Source organism: Sinorhizobium alkalisoli, assembly GCF_008932245.1.
In the GTDB taxonomy this organism is placed as follows: Bacteria; Pseudomonadota; Alphaproteobacteria; order Rhizobiales; family Rhizobiaceae; genus Sinorhizobium; species Sinorhizobium alkalisoli.
Genome location: NZ_CP034911.1, coordinates 81,710 through 96,137 on the forward strand (window position 1 = coordinate 81,710; position 14,428 = coordinate 96,137).

Annotated in this window: 16 protein-coding genes and 4 pseudogenes; 8 read left to right on the forward strand and 12 right to left on the reverse strand. The window is 58.2% G+C overall.

From position 1 onward, the window contains the following. Positions 1-4: 4 nt before the first annotated feature. Complete coding sequence (locus EKH55_RS27395) at positions 5-544, forward strand: hypothetical protein (RefSeq protein WP_083265174.1); 540 nt, start codon at positions 5-7, stop codon at positions 542-544. Positions 545-948: 404 nt separating this feature from the next. On the opposite strand, the gene EKH55_RS27400 is transcribed toward EKH55_RS27395, so the two are convergent. Together EKH55_RS27400 and EKH55_RS30100 are read right to left on the reverse strand one after the other, a co-directional pair. Then, a complete protein-coding gene (locus EKH55_RS27400) occupies positions 949-1,476 on the reverse strand; it encodes a hypothetical protein (protein WP_069456558.1) in 528 nt (175 codons plus the stop codon). Positions 1,477-2,151: 675 nt separating this feature from the next. After that, positions 2,152-2,280 carry a hypothetical protein gene (locus EKH55_RS30100; protein ID WP_269808429.1) on the reverse strand — a complete coding sequence of 43 codons (129 nt, stop codon included), beginning with the start codon at positions 2,278-2,280 and terminating at the stop codon, positions 2,152-2,154. 357 nt (positions 2,281-2,637) lie between these two features. On the opposite strand from EKH55_RS30100, the gene EKH55_RS27410 reads away from it, so the two are divergent. From EKH55_RS27410 to EKH55_RS27425, 6 genes and pseudogenes are all read left to right on the forward strand, one after another. Beyond that, positions 2,638-3,324, forward strand: coding sequence for a response regulator (locus EKH55_RS27410; RefSeq protein ID WP_069456560.1), 687 nt, complete (start codon positions 2,638-2,640; stop codon positions 3,322-3,324). A 27-nt stretch (positions 3,325-3,351) separates the two neighbouring features. After that, positions 3,352-4,809, forward strand: coding sequence for a type II and III secretion system protein family protein (locus EKH55_RS27415; protein WP_069456573.1), 1,458 nt, complete (start codon positions 3,352-3,354; stop codon positions 4,807-4,809). Next, complete coding sequence (locus EKH55_RS27420; RefSeq protein WP_069456561.1) at positions 4,806-5,372, forward strand: CpaD family pilus assembly lipoprotein; 567 nt, start codon at positions 4,806-4,808, stop codon at positions 5,370-5,372. The genes EKH55_RS27415 and EKH55_RS27420 overlap by 4 nt, the downstream gene beginning before the upstream one ends. A 73-nt stretch (positions 5,373-5,445) precedes the next feature. Further along, entirely contained in the window at positions 5,446-5,724 is a 279-nt protein-coding gene (locus EKH55_RS30105) for an arginase family protein (RefSeq protein WP_269808431.1), read from the forward strand. Positions 5,725-5,743: 19 nt separating this feature from the next. After that, positions 5,744-6,130: pseudogene (locus EKH55_RS30110) on the forward strand (arginase family protein); the annotation flags it as partial. 78 nt (positions 6,131-6,208) lie between these two features. Beyond that, positions 6,209-7,031 (forward strand): annotated as a pseudogene (locus tag EKH55_RS27425) (trans-sulfuration enzyme family protein); the annotation flags it as partial. A gap of 625 nt (positions 7,032-7,656) precedes the next feature. On the opposite strand, the gene EKH55_RS27435 reads toward EKH55_RS27425, so the two are convergent. The 8 genes from EKH55_RS27435 to EKH55_RS29960 form a co-directional block, all read right to left on the reverse strand. Beyond that, positions 7,657-8,892, reverse strand: a complete 1,236-nt coding sequence (locus EKH55_RS27435) for a type II toxin-antitoxin system HipA family toxin (RefSeq protein WP_069456563.1) — start codon at positions 8,890-8,892, stop codon at positions 7,657-7,659. Then, complete coding sequence (locus EKH55_RS27440; RefSeq protein WP_069456574.1) at positions 8,885-9,475, reverse strand: helix-turn-helix domain-containing protein; 591 nt, start codon at positions 9,473-9,475, stop codon at positions 8,885-8,887. Before EKH55_RS27440 ends, EKH55_RS27435 begins: the two co-directional genes overlap by 8 nt. Before the next feature lie 303 nt (positions 9,476-9,778). Continuing rightward, a complete protein-coding gene (locus tag EKH55_RS27445) occupies positions 9,779-10,003 on the reverse strand; it encodes a hypothetical protein (RefSeq protein ID WP_245314434.1) in 225 nt (74 codons plus the stop codon). A 71-nt stretch (positions 10,004-10,074) separates the two neighbouring features. Further along, positions 10,075-10,467 (reverse strand): hypothetical protein, encoded by a 393-nt coding sequence (locus EKH55_RS29940; RefSeq protein WP_245314435.1) that lies wholly within the window; start codon positions 10,465-10,467, stop codon positions 10,075-10,077. After that, complete coding sequence (locus EKH55_RS29945) at positions 10,416-10,793, reverse strand: DUF5677 domain-containing protein (RefSeq protein ID WP_245314436.1); 378 nt, start codon at positions 10,791-10,793, stop codon at positions 10,416-10,418. Before EKH55_RS29945 ends, EKH55_RS29940 begins: the two co-directional genes overlap by 52 nt. A gap of 214 nt (positions 10,794-11,007) precedes the next feature. Next, positions 11,008-11,301 carry a hypothetical protein gene (locus EKH55_RS29950; RefSeq protein WP_245314437.1) on the reverse strand — a complete coding sequence of 98 codons (294 nt, stop codon included), beginning with the start codon at positions 11,299-11,301 and terminating at the stop codon, positions 11,008-11,010. 39 nt (positions 11,302-11,340) lie between these two features. Beyond that, positions 11,341-11,583 (reverse strand): hypothetical protein, encoded by a 243-nt coding sequence (locus EKH55_RS29955; RefSeq protein WP_245314438.1) that lies wholly within the window; start codon positions 11,581-11,583, stop codon positions 11,341-11,343. Further along, entirely contained in the window at positions 11,580-11,930 is a 351-nt protein-coding gene (locus EKH55_RS29960; RefSeq protein ID WP_246232044.1) for a hypothetical protein, read from the reverse strand. Before EKH55_RS29960 ends, EKH55_RS29955 begins: the two co-directional genes overlap by 4 nt. A 203-nt stretch (positions 11,931-12,133) precedes the next feature. On the opposite strand from EKH55_RS29960, the pseudogene EKH55_RS27460 reads away from it, so the two are divergent. Next, positions 12,134-12,948, forward strand: a pseudogene (locus EKH55_RS27460) (transposase). Between the two features lie 60 nt (positions 12,949-13,008). Here the strand turns inward: EKH55_RS27460 and EKH55_RS27465 are convergent. Together EKH55_RS27465 and EKH55_RS27470 are read right to left on the reverse strand one after the other, a co-directional pair. Next, a pseudogene (locus tag EKH55_RS27465) lies at positions 13,009-13,552 on the reverse strand (RHE_PE00001 family protein); the annotation flags it as partial. A gap of 160 nt (positions 13,553-13,712) precedes the next feature. Then, complete coding sequence (locus tag EKH55_RS27470) at positions 13,713-14,273, reverse strand: cysteine hydrolase family protein (protein WP_069456564.1); 561 nt, start codon at positions 14,271-14,273, stop codon at positions 13,713-13,715. Between the last annotated feature and the right edge of the window lie 155 nt (positions 14,274-14,428).

Genomic DNA, 14,428 nt, shown 5'->3' on the forward strand with positions numbered 1-14,428 from the left:
GAAGATGACTTCGCATAAGAATACAGTCGCTGCACCATCAGTTTCATTTCGATTGAACTCAGTCCTCTTCGCTGTACTCGCCATCCTGCCTCTCGGCGGTTGCGCCAGCTGGAATAAGCCAGCTCTTTCGGTGAAGGAGACGTCGCCCCCAGCGTTGCTCGGCGCCAATCATATCGACCCGGCAATGCGCGAACGCATATTGAGCGCAGTTGGTCAGGATTCTGAAGAGCGAGCGTTACACAATCTGAAGCAGCATCCGGATAATGTTGATGCGGCAATCAGTTTTACCAAGATATTGCTGGCGCAGAAACGAGAACATGAGGCGCTTCAGGTACTCGACGGAGTGCTTGCTACGGATCCAAGTAATCTGCGTGTATTGAACGCGAAAGGAGTTGCCTTGGATCTTCAGGGCCGGCATGACGCCGCACAAGTGCTATATCGGCAAGCTCTCAAAGCAGAGCCAGACAATCAGATGTTGCAACACAATCTGAACCTGTCACTGGATACAGACGGGAAGTCCGATCCACGTGCGTTGGCACCGTAGCATAACTGTGCGCAGCACGGCCTCGATGCGCATGTCGAAAGCGGTTGAAACGGGCCCTTATTTATCAGATAGAAACCCAATAGCCCTTTGCCAAAACGGCCTGCCTAAACTGCCTTCCTTGTCGAGCAGCCAGCGTTTGCCGGTGCTCCGTTGGGCAACCGGATGGCGCGGGTACTTAACGTGACAGGCGGTGAAGGCGGCGCCATACAGCGTTGTCAGCTGACGGGCATGCACCGGCCCGCGCGCGGTAGGATGTGCACCCACATCGGACACGGCAGTGCACCGTTACGCAGCGCCTTTGGCTGCAGCCGAATCTCGAACAGATCGCCCGGCTCGCCTTTCAACGCGTGCGGGGGATCCGCAGGCACCATTTCCTTCGCGTCCCGCAAGTATTCAAGGCGCTTCTAAGGCGGGAAGGCGTAAATCTTCATGCGCTCCATCGCAGTTGTGGCCTTCGCCTGGCTCACAGTCTTGACCAGTCCCCGCGCCTCCGACTCACTCGCATGCGCCTCGCTCGCGCTCACGAGCTTCTTCGTGCCGAGTCCTGAGCGCACGAGGACCTTGGCTGCTGGCGCCAAGTCGCTGATGCTCGTGGCGACTTGCGCTTCTGCCCGCCTCGAGGCCAAACTCCCGATGGCAGCGGCCGGCTTGCTCTTGCCTTTCCCTTTCCTGCGGCGCGCGGCAGTGCTGCCGACAACAGCCTTGCCAGCAGTTTCTGCCGGTCTCGCAGTGCCGCCGTCGGCCGGCCGTGGAGCGATGGCTGGCAACTTCGGCTGCAGTTCTAGGAGGTTGACGACCTCGTCCGCAGTGATCCACGCACTGTCCACGACCTGGCCCAACAGTTCTAATGGGAAGTCGGCAGCTGTTCGGTGGTCGCTTAGCTTTGCGAGCAGACCGTGCGACGCCGACGCAAACTCCGATAGCCTCTCCAAGACCCCTTCCAAAAACGGCGCAGTGCTCTGCTCGAGCTGCCGCCCCCTTGCTCAACATTACAGCTTCGGCCGTCGAGATGAATGCCGGGAAAACGTCGTCTATGGAGCTTGCCAGCGGACGAACATGCCCGTTCTGACCCAGGAGGATTTCCCTGACGGGTGCTTCGAACCCGTTCGCCTGCGAGCTAGTCTTGACTTGCTCGGGAGCGATCTGCGATTGCAGCTGCATGATCTTGGTATCGACTAGCCAGCCGGTGTGCAACCGTAGCGTGGCCTGATGGAGTACAATGCGGAGCCGGGCAAACTTGCTTCGCACGATGACGCGCGTGCGGCCCAGTTTACTCAGAGCATTGGCGAGAGAATTCTCGCTTTATTGGTGAGCCCGCCGCGACGTCGCCGGTGCCTTAACTTGCGGCCGGAGGCTTGGCGAATCTTGTTTTGCCGTCGACAATCCCGGAGCTGCGCGAGCGCCTAACCTGCGCAAATATGGTCATCGCGTTTGCTGACGTCGAATAGTCGGACTTGATTGCTGATACAGCACTAGGCCAAGCCACGCGCCAAGTGCCGGTCCTTAGGCAACAATGCCGTCGCCGTTAGGGCGAATGCCTTTCATCTTGCCGGCGACGGTACGGCGCGCTGTTGCGGACGATTTTTCTCATCCGGCCTGCAATTAGCCTATTCCGTTCGGTCGGTTTCGACCAGCAGCCGCATCCCGTCGGGATCGATCCCGTTGACCAGAAGGCTGGCGTTCAGCCCCGAGCAGCGTGTGGACAGCAGCTCACGCTGGGATAGAGCCCGCGGCATGCATCCACCCCCTAAATGTAACCGATTGGAAAAATGGATTTTTCCAATCCGCTTCTCGAAGATAACTCTTTCAGCCATCCGAACCGTGGGCTCCTGGGCGATGCCGGAGCTCATAAACCTAGGGCCGCACTCAGGAGAATCGATGCGAGAAAAAATCATCAGCGAGGTTGGTGGTGTTTTTGGTCCGCCGACCTACGGTTCTGGTCCAATAGTCTTCACATGCTGCTGTCCGCGAGTATTTTCGGCGTTTGCATGCTCGTCCCAAAAAGGCAACGCGTTGCGTGAATTCTGCTGTCACCTTAGCTCCATAGCCGGCGGTGACCTGCTCCGATTCTTCTAGCTTGAGTATGAGGTGAAATGCGAACGCTGCTCGTTGATCACCATGCGGATGTTGCACGCGCGGTACTTGCTGCGCTCGCGGATAGCGGGTTTGCCGTTGATGTAGCTTGCACTCTCGAGGAGGCATCGTATGCATTTCATTGCGCGAGCTATGAAATTCTCCTGCTGGAGTTGGTTCTGCCTGATGGCGACGGCTTGGGCTGGCTGAAGCAACTAAGAAGCGAGGGGCACTCAGTTCCCGCCGTCGTTATGAGCTGCTTCGACGACCGCGAGAAGCGAATTGCCTCTTTCAATGGTGGCGCGGACGATTTCCTGCGCAAGCCCGTCTCTCCTGTTGAGCTCATCGCTAGAATGAGAGCCATTCAGCGCAGAGCGATACAGTTGACTGATCCCATCCTTGTATTCGGCAATCTCAACTTCGACCCAATCAGCCGAGAGCTTTCCGTTGCAGGTGATCGGCTAACGATCGCACGCCGCGAGCTATGTATTCTTGAGCATCTACTTAAGCGTGCCGGCCGCATCGTGCCGCGTGCGCAGTTGGAAGGTCACCTCTATTCCTTCAACGACGAGGTGTCTACCAACGCACTTGAAGTCGGGATTTATCGCTTACGTGGACATCTGAGTAGGTCAGGCGCGACGCCACAGATAAAGACCGTGCGCGGCATTGGCTACATTCTTGAATTGCCTGGCGCGGTATCAGCATGATTGATCGATTATGAAAGAAAGACTGCCTTGAATATCGTCTCAATTCGTCATCCTGCCGCCCATCGGCCTCCGGCTCTCATCGACGGACCAAGGGCCACTAGTTGTCTTTACTTGGGCCCTCTCATCTGCGCGCTCATCCTGTTATCTCCACTTTCTACCGCGGCCCAAAGCAGCGGGGATGAAGGGGCGCCGCGTGCCACTTCCAATAGTATCAATGCCACGCTGAACCTCTCCTCTTCGCTCGGCCAGACAGTCCGTCTCCCCGCGCCAGCCGCGACCATCTTTGTTGCCGACCCGACGATTGCGGACTACCAGGCCCCCTCGAGCGAAACCATCTTCGTCTTTGGCAAGAAACCCGGGCGAACCACCCTGTTCGCCTTGAACGACAAGGGCGTGGCTCTCGCCCAGGTGCAGATCGTCGTTACGGATCCAATCGGCGACCTCCGAGCCATGTTGAGGGATCAGGTCGGAGACTATCCAATCCGCGTCAAGTATACCCCGCGCGGCGCGATTCTTAGTGGTACAGCGCCCGATGCCGAAGCCGTCGACACTGCGAAAAGAATCACCGAGCAATTTCTCGGTGACGGTGCGCAGGTCGTCAATAAGATCAGGGTCGCAGGGTCGTTGCAGGTGAATCTCAGTGTGCAGGTAGCGGAGGTCTCCCGCGGCGCGATGAAGGAACTTGGTGTTAACCTGTCGGCCCTCGGGCAAATCGGAAGTTTCAAGGTGGGCATGTTAAGCGGCGGCGGCAGAGGCGGCGGCTCTGGTGCCGCTAGTGGTGGCGGTACAGCAAAAATTGGATACAATGATGGTAATATCAACATCGGCGGGGTTCTCGACGCGCTCGCCAAGGAGCACGTCGCTTCCATCTTGGCGGAGCCGAATCTCACTGCGATGTCCGGCGAAACCGCCAGCTTCCTCGCTGGCGGCGAATTCCCCATTCCTGTCCCGCAGGAAAATGGGCAAGTCTCAATTGAATTTCGTCGCTTCGGCGTCAGCCTGGAATTCCTACCCACCGTTCTCAGCAACAACCAGATCAATATTCGCGTAAAGCCGGAAGTCAGTGAACTCACGTCACAAGGTGCCGTTCAAATCAACGGAATTTCCGTGCCCGCAATTTCTACCCGCCGAGCCGATACAGTCGTCGAACTCGCCAGTGGGCAGAGCTTCGCAATTGGTGGGCTCATCAGGCGTACCGTAACCAATGATATCAGTGCCTTTCCCGGACTCGGTCAGGTGCCGATCCTTGGCGCCCTATTCCGTTCGTCGTCATTTCAAAAAGAGGAGTCGGAATTGGTTATTCTGGTTACTCCTTACATCGTAAGACCAGGGTCGAACCCGGAGCAGATGAGCGCGCCCACGATGGCGTCGCCCTTGGATCGGGGGGACCCTGGATCGAATTCGCTACGTCTGCCACGCAGCCGCGCTATTGGCCGCACCGGCATGCCAAGCGCCAAGAGCAGAGTCGGCTTTATCATCGAATGACGTTCCGGGTCAAAGTTCACCTAGTCGCTCTAACAGCAAGCCTAAGTGGCTGCGCAAGCCCGCCGGTCCATGTCGAGCCATCGACACCGATCCTTATCCGGCAGCAGACCAGCGTCTTGATTTTGGAGAGCCTTCGCGCCTCCGAACTGCAGCGCTTGCGTATTTTCCTTGCGAGGGCCAGCAGCGGTCGGCCCGACGCGCTTCATCTGCTAATCAGTGGGTCGCCCCCGCTCAGCGCAGAGGCAGTGCATCAGGCGAAGCAGATGGGCATCGACGCTTCCAATATTCAGTTGTTTAATCAACACGAGGGCCATTTAGCGCGAATAGAGTCAATCGTCTATGCTGCGAGCCCTTCTGTCTGCCCGTCATTTTCCAGCACTTTACCCAATGACGAATTCGTCGACCAGCCGATGGGCTGTTCAACACGCCATAACCTCGCGGTGATGGTCAACGATCCGCGGGATTTGTTCAACAACCAAGTTATCAAGGCAAGCAACGGCGAGCGCGCGGCCATACCAGTTGCCAAATACAGGACATTCACGACAGACAAAAGTGAAGAATGATGCTGGGAAGTGCCCGCGCGGCTCTCCCGGGAGCTGACCTGCGTTCGAAGACATCAATGCCCCCGTTGCCATCATCGGTGCCGCCGGCGCGACCCCTTACGCTTCCGTCGGGGCCTATTGCCGCAATGTCCCGAATGCGCTTCGGCGCGCCACCGGCTCACTGACCGCAAACGTTGATCGGCACGATTTCGATCATGGCGGCCCGTTGTTTCCGAACAAGAGCAATCGTCCCGTCGACTGCGGCAACCTGCCCTATGAGAACAAGGACTACGCCCTTAACCGGAAGACCATCGGGGAAGCCATCGACGCGATCCTCCGCGCGGGTGCCGTTCCCGTTCTCCTCGGTGGGTGACGACCCCGTTCCTATCCCCATGCTGGAGGCACTCGGGCGCGACGGCAGCGGCCGCAAGTACACGATCTTCCAGATCGATGCCCATATCGACTGGCGCGACGTGCACATGGGCGAGAGCTATGGCCTCTCATCCACGATGCGCCGCGCATCGGAGATGAACCACGTCGAGCGCATCATCCAGGTTGGCTCGCGCGGTATCGGCTCGGCAGAAACCACGGACTATGAAGAGGCCATCAAGAGCGGCGTGAAGTTCATCACCGCCTACGAGTACCACAAGGCAGAAGCCGTCACCAATTTGATTCCGCAAGCGAGCAACATCGTGATCTGCATCGATGCCGATGCCTTTGATCCGTCGATCGTTCCCAGTGTCATTGGGCGCTCTCCCGGTGGCCTGAGCTATTATCAGATGGTTGACCTCATCAAGGGCGCGGCCTGCAAGGGGAAGATCGCGGCAATGGACTTCGTCATGCCGGAGCGCGACGTTAACTCGTACACACTGCCCTACGATCCGTCGATGAAGGACTGGTCGGATGCCGCCAACCTCTCCTACACCCGCAACTCGGGCCACAATCAAATCTGCCTGCAGCGCAAGCTTGCGGCGATAGAAGGCGGCGAGGATGCAGCCGTCTTCTCGACTGGCGTCGCCGCGCTGCATGGCATCTTTTTCACTTTCCTCAAGTCGGGTGATCACGGGATCGTCGGCGACGTGACTTACGAAGCGGCATGGCGGCTGTTCGCCGAACTCCTTCCCCAACGCTACAACATCGAAGCAACATTTGCGGACATGAGCGACATGGCTGCGGTACGTGCGGCTGTCCGGCCGAACGCGAAACTAATTCACACCGAGTCGATTGCAAACCCCACGACGAAGGTCGCCGACGTAGCGATCCTTGCAGACATCGCCAAGGGTGCCGGTGCCATGCTTTCGGTGAACTCTACGTTCACCCCTCCTCCGTTCTTCCGTCCGCTGGAACTGGGGGCCGATCTGGTCGTCCATTCGCTGACCAAGTACATCAAGGGCCATGGCGACGCGATGGGCGGCGTTGTCATCGGGCCCCAAGGAACTTATACATCACCTCAAAGCGGACGCCCTCGTTGATCTCGGTGCCACCATTTCCCCCTTCAACGCGTGGCTCATCACGCGTGGCTCCGTCACCCTGCCACTTCGCCTGAAGCAGCAGTTCTCGACCGCCGAGGCTGTGGCTCGTTATCTCGAGACCGAGGATCGTATCGCATTCGTTACCTATCCCGGTTTGGCGTCACACGACCAGCACGAGCTCGCGAAGAAGCAGTTCCGCGGCAAGGGGAGGCTCGCCTCAAAAAGCACAGGGATGGCGGCGTTGCCGACTTCGTTCGGGCGGAACTTCCCCAAAAGGTTAGGTGCGATATTGATGTGACCAGTCTCATGACATCGCATCGCAAATAGCACCGCCGTCTGCGAGCTATCATCAAAGCTCATCCAACATTGGCGGCTGCGACTGCATGTAAATGCGCCGACTGTAGGCAGCCGGTCCCTGATGATGCGGGTCTCTACATCGTCCGACGTAACGATCTGCCACGCTATCTCAATACCGGACGACCGGCACGCTGCGATGGAGTTCCGCCGTTAAGGTCGCATCTGCAGAACTGCCGTCGCTTACGTTCGGACGATCCAAGGGACTCGGTTTTGACCGCGTCATTATCTATCCGACGAAAGAAATGATGGACTGGCTGAAGAGTGCCCAATCGGCGTTGAAAGCCGAAACCCGTGCGAAACTCTATGTTGCCCTAACCCGCGCAAGCATACGGTAGCGGTGGTCCATGACCTTGCCGATGGTGAAGTCGTTCCAAGATTCACATTGTTCCAGTAGGAAATCTTCGGAAGCTGCACCCTATACAGATCTATGATTTCAACTGGCCGGTGAGGCGTCATCTTTCGACGATGACGTTTTTCTAAGTAGCCTCAGTGAATTCCCGATACAGCTCGATTGTGGGCAGATGTGCATCGATAGTCTCGCGCACCTTCGCGGCCATCGGCAGGTTGTTTTTCTCGTTTTTCCACACATCCGTGAATCGTCCGACCGTCTCGCGTGCGGTGTCGAGGACCAGCTTTTCGGACAGCGCCGCCTTGGCGGCCAGATGTACAAGCTCGTCCTTCGATAGCTCCGCCATTCTTTTCGTGCGCGAAAAATTAAGCGCGGCCGTATCCTCTCCCTCGATATAGGGGATGGTCGATAGCAGGTCGTAAGCCGGCGAGAGCGCAGGAGTGCGGCGATCGGGATAGATCAGAGACCAGTTCTTCAGATGCATGTCGCCATTGCCGATCAGTGTGCTGAAGACCAACCGGCGGATGAACTCCGCCACGTCGGCCGTGCTCGTCTCGATGCCGAGGACGCGGGCGATCATCCGGTAATTGCCCTTGCTGTACTTGTCATCCGGCTTCACGCCGAACACTTGCGCAAAATCCTCGATATGCACCGGACCCTCCGGCATACGGTCGAAACGTCTAATCGCGAGTGCCTGTCCGTGCAGTTCGCCCACGCCCTGTGGCAGGCCGCTCACCGCATCCAGCTCGACCAGTTGGATCTCCGGTATGTCCATTCCCATCATGCCGGCGATGGTCATCATGGAGAATTCGTTTTCTGGCACGCCGCTATACTGCTGGGAGGGCAGCTTTACGATCCATGATCCACCTGTACCCTCGGCCGGAATAGTCAGCCCGCCTCCCTTCGTGGTATTCTTGAAGGCCGAGAATTTCAGCTGTACACCAGCCAGCGAGAATCGCAACGCATTCGGTCGCGCTTCGACAGAAGCCTGCTCGTAATCTGGCGGCAGGTCATCACCCGCGGAGGGATGGACCGTCACTGCACCGGGCAGGTCGCGGCCGAGCATCCAGAGCAGGAAGAATTCCCGCGTCTGTTTTACGCTGGCACGCTCGGCGAGGTATTTTCGCAGCGGCCCTTCCGGCAACAGGTTCGAGAAGAAGGGTGGGACCACCATGTTGTATGGGCGGAATTTCGTAATCAGGGCGCCGAACGGATCCTTGAAGGACAAGCTGAGTGTCGGCCGCTTGTCGTTTTCGATATAGTCCTCATTGAATGCGAAGACGGTGCGCCCGTCCTGCAGGTTCGTCAGGGTCGCGACCGGTTCGGCGTACAGCCTGACATCGAGTACCGTCACCTTAGGCATCATCGTCCTCCTCATCCAGCGCATAGGCCGAGCGCGGGATTGCGTCATCTCTGTCGCGATGAACCGCTGCGTTGCGCAGCTGCCTTATCTCGCGGGCGATCGCACTCATTTCCTGACGTGACATCTTGTCGGCCTGAGAATTTTCAAGGCGGTCGGCTGCCTGCCTGAGGATGTCCAGCTCGTCGGGCGTCAGAGGCAGATGCCGTAGGAGGCCCAGACTATCCTTGAATGCGTCCGCGTCGACACTCGCCCCGACGCCATGCCCGTATTGCGCCGACCATCGCTCGAGACGCGCGACCAGTTTGCGTTGGTCGGATGTGAGGACATCATTCGAGGCCGAGCTGCTATCGAGGATGTTGCGGATCGCCGGCATCAGCTTCTTCGGCGCAAGGATGATCTCGAGGTCGAGCGCGCGTGCCACATCCACCAAGCTGCCGAGCCCAGGCTCCATTGTACCCCGCTCGATCTGGGAAATATGGCTCTGCGTCAGGCCCGAACGTGCGCTCAGCTCACGCTGGCTAATCTTCTGTCCTTCCCTAGCAGCGCGTAACTGCTGCGTTATATGCGCTGTTTTATATGCCACGATCATTATCCTGTATCGAATAATAGGGTATATACAGGATATTATATAGCTAATTCTGCGGGTCAGTGCAACTGCGATATACAGAACCGTATCACTGAACCTGTCTATATACAATTATGTATCACTTCGGCCTGTGCAGAGCCTGCCGGCATCGTGTCCACTGTGAAAGGAACATTGATATAGGCCTGCCCGTCAGTTGCGGCTGTGCATGCACGCCGAATTCTTCAAAAAGCCGGAAACCGACCGCCCCGACATCGATCAGCCCATCATAGCTCGGCCAGTCACACGCCAGCCACATCCTCGTCATTGGTGCGACTCTCTGGCGGCAAGCCCCTCGAAGCCCCGATCGAGGTCGCGCAATGCCTCGTCGTAATCGACCGCGATTGACACGCCGTCGAGCGTGCTGATATCAATATACTGTCCTACCTTGCGCGGAAGGTGGAACATCTGCGTACCGAAGCATTCGGCGCCATACTGGTTGGTAATGCCCTGTACCGTCACCTTGATCTGCGGAAAGAGTGGAGGCATGTACCTCCTCCTGTGGCACGGTGCTTTTATCCATCAGCCCCTCTCCGGTCGCTTTATGCAGTTTCACCCAGCTACGCCTGCCCGCCGGCGACAAGTACCTTATAGCGGGCATGCAGGTCATAGAATGCTTCGTCGCCCGCCATAATGGGCATCATGCGCACTAGGCTGAAGACGCACAGCAAAACGGAGAGGCCGAGTATGTTCAGTGTCTCCTGCAGCTCGTCCTCCTCCAGTAGAGGGTCGAGGCTGAACAAGGCGGTCTCGTCCGGAAGGAACGAACGATGTCGTAATAGAGAGCTGTAAGTGACATGTGCCGTGTCGGCCGAGAGCTCCCGATACATGTGCGCCATGCGCGGGAACTGGCTGTCCTTGCTCAAGTCACTCGGCTTGAGCTGCGCGCCCTTCTTGTCGTTCAGGAATTCCTGCAGCAGCTTACGCGATCCCGCATCAAGGTCCTTCTGCATGTCCTTAATGCCTTGGCTTCGTCATCCTTGAGCGCCTGCAGATAGTCAGGCTTGCGGCACGCGGCATCCATATGGATCGCGCATTCGACCACCTTGCGGCAGGTACTGCGCACGTCGAGCACCTTGTCATGCTCGGCGAGCAATAATGCGGTGTCGAACAATGTCAGGGCACGGGCAAACAGCGCAAATTTTACGAACAGCAGTTCGGGCTCTTCGCCCTTCGGCGCATCTAAGCTGTCCACATCTGCGAGCTTCGCCGCAGCCATGCGGAAATCCCTCATCCATTGCAGCCATCCTTCCTTTATCTGGGGCTGATCCTCACCCACGCGATTCTCCTGGTTTCTACCGGTACATGCGGAACCAAAATCCCGGATGACAATCCCACCGCCAAATGGTTCAGCGGAATTCGATGCGACTATGCGGTAATCAGGAAGTCGGAAGCCGTCAGCGCCAAGCCATTGTCGAGAGGCGAAGTGGATCGCAGCAGCCTTACCCATGCCGTCAGCCTCATGAGGGCACCCGCGCCTCTATATGGCCTTCCTACATCGTGGCGAACGTGAAAGGAATGCGGAAGCCGCAATTACCATGCTCGTCCCATTGGAAGAAGAAGCCACCCTCGCCCAGCACATCGATGATGATCTCGCCGATCGGTGCGAATTCGCTTCGATCTTCCCATTGCCCGTACCTTGACCACAGTTCTCTTAGCGCGGTGCGCTGCCTTTCGAAAAACGGCGCGAACCAATGCCCTCCTAGCGCATCGCGGACCGCAGGGCCATCGTCCATCGTCAAGCTGCAACCGTCCAGATGGCCGAGCAGGTAGCTGCCGCTCGTCATCAGGTTCTGTAATACCGCACGACCTCGGAGATTATTCGGTCATGGTCGTGATCGGTGCGATAGCGCTGGATACATTCGTTGGCCCGGTTCATCGTCTCGTCGAAGATGGGTGATGAATGCGTTGGTGTAATCCTGCAGAGGATCTCGGTCGAACGGGGCTGCGATACGGCAAGCAGCATACTCATCCCAGCAGGCGCTTTCGGCCTGCCCTTCGCAGGCATCTGCGGCATCATCGTAGATTTTTTTCAGAAGCGTATCGGGGAATTCCTTGTCGGTCGTCATTGTGAGTTCGACATGAGCGCATTCATGGGCAAGCAGATGCAGGGAGTGGGCGTAGTGCTCGTCCTTGTCGTCAGGCAGGGAAAAATATAAGCGGCGTTCAGGACGAGATGCGATTTGAGGACACCGTCACGGATGACGCTCGGTGCCATCGCAACGCCTTCGACCAACTCGGAGCTGGGGGTAAGTCGGTGGTCCGTTTCACACCCTCGATCGAGATCGAGCAACGCTTCGTTGTAGTCGACGGCGATGGTAATGCCGTCCAACCGCTCAAGATTGATATAACGGCTCAATTCCCGCACATAGTCGCCTACGCAATAGGCGAGCTTCTTGCCTGCATTTTCTTCCATGCCCCGGACCGAAATACCGATGCTGGGCACGCTGATCGGTCGTTCTTCATCTAGAGTCGGTCAGCTTTAAGCTGAATCGCACCGGGATTCCCTTTTTGCTGCGATTGTGATTCAAGATCATTGCTGGTGAGGAGGCCAGCAATGATGGCGCGACCTATTCTGTGGATTTACGCCAGCGCGTCGCCGCCGCTTTGGCCGGGGGCATGACGGTGCGCCGCGTTGCGCTTTGGGATATCGGCGGCGACGGCAGTGCGGATCGGCCAGCTCGACCGGTCCGGCCGCGGTTTGGCGCCGGCCAAGATGGGTGGCCATGTCAAGCCGATGCTGCGGGGCGCGGCGGCCGATGCGGTTCACCGCCGGCTGGCGGCCAAGACCGATTGGACGGTGCGGGCGCTTGCCGCCGATCCGGGATCGATGTCTCTCATGACACCGTTTGGCGTTTCCTGCGCCGCGAAGGCAAGACATTTGAAAAAACGCTGATCGCCAGCGAGCAGGACAGGCCGAAGGTGGCGCGGTTCCGAAGCCGCTGGAAGACCCCCATCAACATCGACTTGATCCGCGCCGCCTGGTGTTCGTTGACGAAACCTGGGTCAAAACCAACATGACGCGCAGCCGCGGCTGGTGTCAGCGCGGCCAGCCGCTGATCGCCAGAATACCGCATGGCCATTGGAAGACGCTGACCTTCCTCGCCGGGCTGCGCCACGACCGCATCGTCGCGCCTTTCGTGCTCGATGGCCCGATCAACGGCATTGCCTTCACCGCCTGGGTCGAGCAATGCCTGGCAAGCCGGCGCGCAGCGCTATCCGCGACGCCGGCGCCCATCTGTTCTTCCTGCCGCCCTACAGCACCGACCTCAATCCGATCGAGATGATGTTCGCCAAACTCAAGACCCTGCTGCGCAAGGCCGACGAGCGTAGCGTCGAGGCAACATGGCGCCGCGTCGGCGAAGTTTCTCAAAGCCTTCAGCCCGTACGAATGCGCCGCCTATCTGAGGCATGCAGGATATGCTTCAACCTAAATCTGACAAACTTTAACGTCTCCGTCATGTCTTCTCACGCTGACTGCAGACGCCACCGAGGCCGGGACGTGCTGCGTTCGCAATCGCAGCCTCCGATCGGGCGAGCACAGCATCGATGGCCGCATAGTCGACGCCCGGGAGATTCTCAGCGCCATCGACATCGTCCCCTTCCACTTCTGGATCAATGGCGGCAGCGCGCCGGATAGCGTCGGCTGTCGCCGGCTCGTCAGCATCGGCCGACATAATCTCCGAAGTTTGTCGCAGAGTTCGAATGCCGTCGGCGGACAGCGCCCAGTTGGGGACTTGCCCGGCGATGCGCCGACGGGTGCGCAGGACGTCGCGGGCGATGGTGAGCTCGTGGGTGGGGGCACGTATGTCGCGAGTGGCGTCGTGGAGGACGAGGTCTTTGAGGTGAACCAGTTCGCCATCAATCCACGGTGAGGCGCAGGCGTCAGCAAAATTCTGGCGCTCGATCCACCCTGCCCCGACGGATGATCGGGCAATTCGCTCGTCCAGACGCGTCAGAGCGACACCGGCGTCAAAAGCCGGTCGCGTCAGGGCTGTCTTGCTTATTTTTTGACAAATCGTAAGCCATTGAAATCATGGTAACGATTTGCTAAACGAACTCTATTCTTATCGAGCCCAAACCAGCGCGCCGTTTTCTTTGGCTTCGTGTCCTCGTATTCAGTACGATGCCCAGCGACGAACTGAGCACCAGCGCCCTACAGCGATTAAGTTCACAGCGCCATCGGAACCCTCCGCCGCTAAGCTGGATTCGGATCCCTGGAGGTCAGATCGCGTGTCGTAACGACCTTGCCATAGGCCAAGGCCAAGGCGGACATGTAGGCCGCATGGACCTGTGCGGCTGAAACCGTCTTCCCGTTAAACTCCACGTCGCGCGTGGCGCAAGCGTCTTCAACAATTGTCGTATTGTAGCCGAGATCGGCGGCCGCGCGGCTGGTGGCATCGATGCACATGTGGGACATCGCGCCCAAGATGACGACATCCTTGATGCCTTCTGCGTCCAGAGCGTGCTTCAGTTGGGTCCCACGGAAGGCGTTGGGGTATTGCTTGATGATTACCAACTCCCCCTTGGCGGGTGCGACCGTCGGGATGATTTCGGCCCCATCCGTTCCTCGCGCGAAAAACTGTGCATTGGCCGGGTTTTCGTGGCGGACATGGATGACCTTGTCCCCCGCGGAGCGAGCCACGTTGATCACTTTGGCCGCATTGGCGACTGCCTCATCGATTTCGACGAGCGCGAGCCCGCCGACAGCAAGGTAGTCTTTCTGAAGATCCACTACGATGACAGCGCGCTTGCTCACGGGGCTTCTCCTCTTGTTGCCGTCAAACGTGAACCGTTGATGCGGCCGTTTGTCACAGGTTCTGACATTTTAGAAATGACGAGATTTGATACGATAAATATTATCTCATGGTACCGGATTTTGTCCTGCGCGGAGGCGGGCAAACAGTTGCGATA

Coding starts and splice junctions, on each gene's coding strand:
- EKH55_RS27395 (WP_083265174.1), top strand. CDS start 5: ATGACTTCGCATAAGAATACAGTCGCTGCACCATCAGTTTCATTTCGA.
- EKH55_RS30100 (WP_269808429.1), bottom strand. CDS start 2,280: ATGCCGCGGGCTCTATCCCAGCGTGAGCTGCTGTCCACACGCTGCTCG.
- EKH55_RS27410 (WP_069456560.1), top strand. CDS start 2,638: ATGCGAACGCTGCTCGTTGATCACCATGCGGATGTTGCACGCGCGGTA.
- EKH55_RS27420 (WP_069456561.1), top strand. CDS start 4,806: ATGACGTTCCGGGTCAAAGTTCACCTAGTCGCTCTAACAGCAAGCCTA.
- EKH55_RS27435 (WP_069456563.1), bottom strand. CDS start 8,892: ATGCCTAAGGTGACGGTACTCGATGTCAGGCTGTACGCCGAACCGGTC.
- EKH55_RS27445 (WP_245314434.1), bottom strand. CDS start 10,003: ATGCCTCCACTCTTTCCGCAGATCAAGGTGACGGTACAGGGCATTACC.
- EKH55_RS29940 (WP_245314435.1), bottom strand. CDS start 10,467: ATGCAGAAGGACCTTGATGCGGGATCGCGTAAGCTGCTGCAGGAATTC.
- EKH55_RS29950 (WP_245314437.1), bottom strand. CDS start 11,301: ATGACGAGCGGCAGCTACCTGCTCGGCCATCTGGACGGTTGCAGCTTG.
- EKH55_RS29955 (WP_245314438.1), bottom strand. CDS start 11,583: ATGACGACCGACAAGGAATTCCCCGATACGCTTCTGAAAAAAATCTAC.
- EKH55_RS29960 (WP_246232044.1), bottom strand. CDS start 11,930: ATGGAAGAAAATGCAGGCAAGAAGCTCGCCTATTGCGTAGGCGACTAT.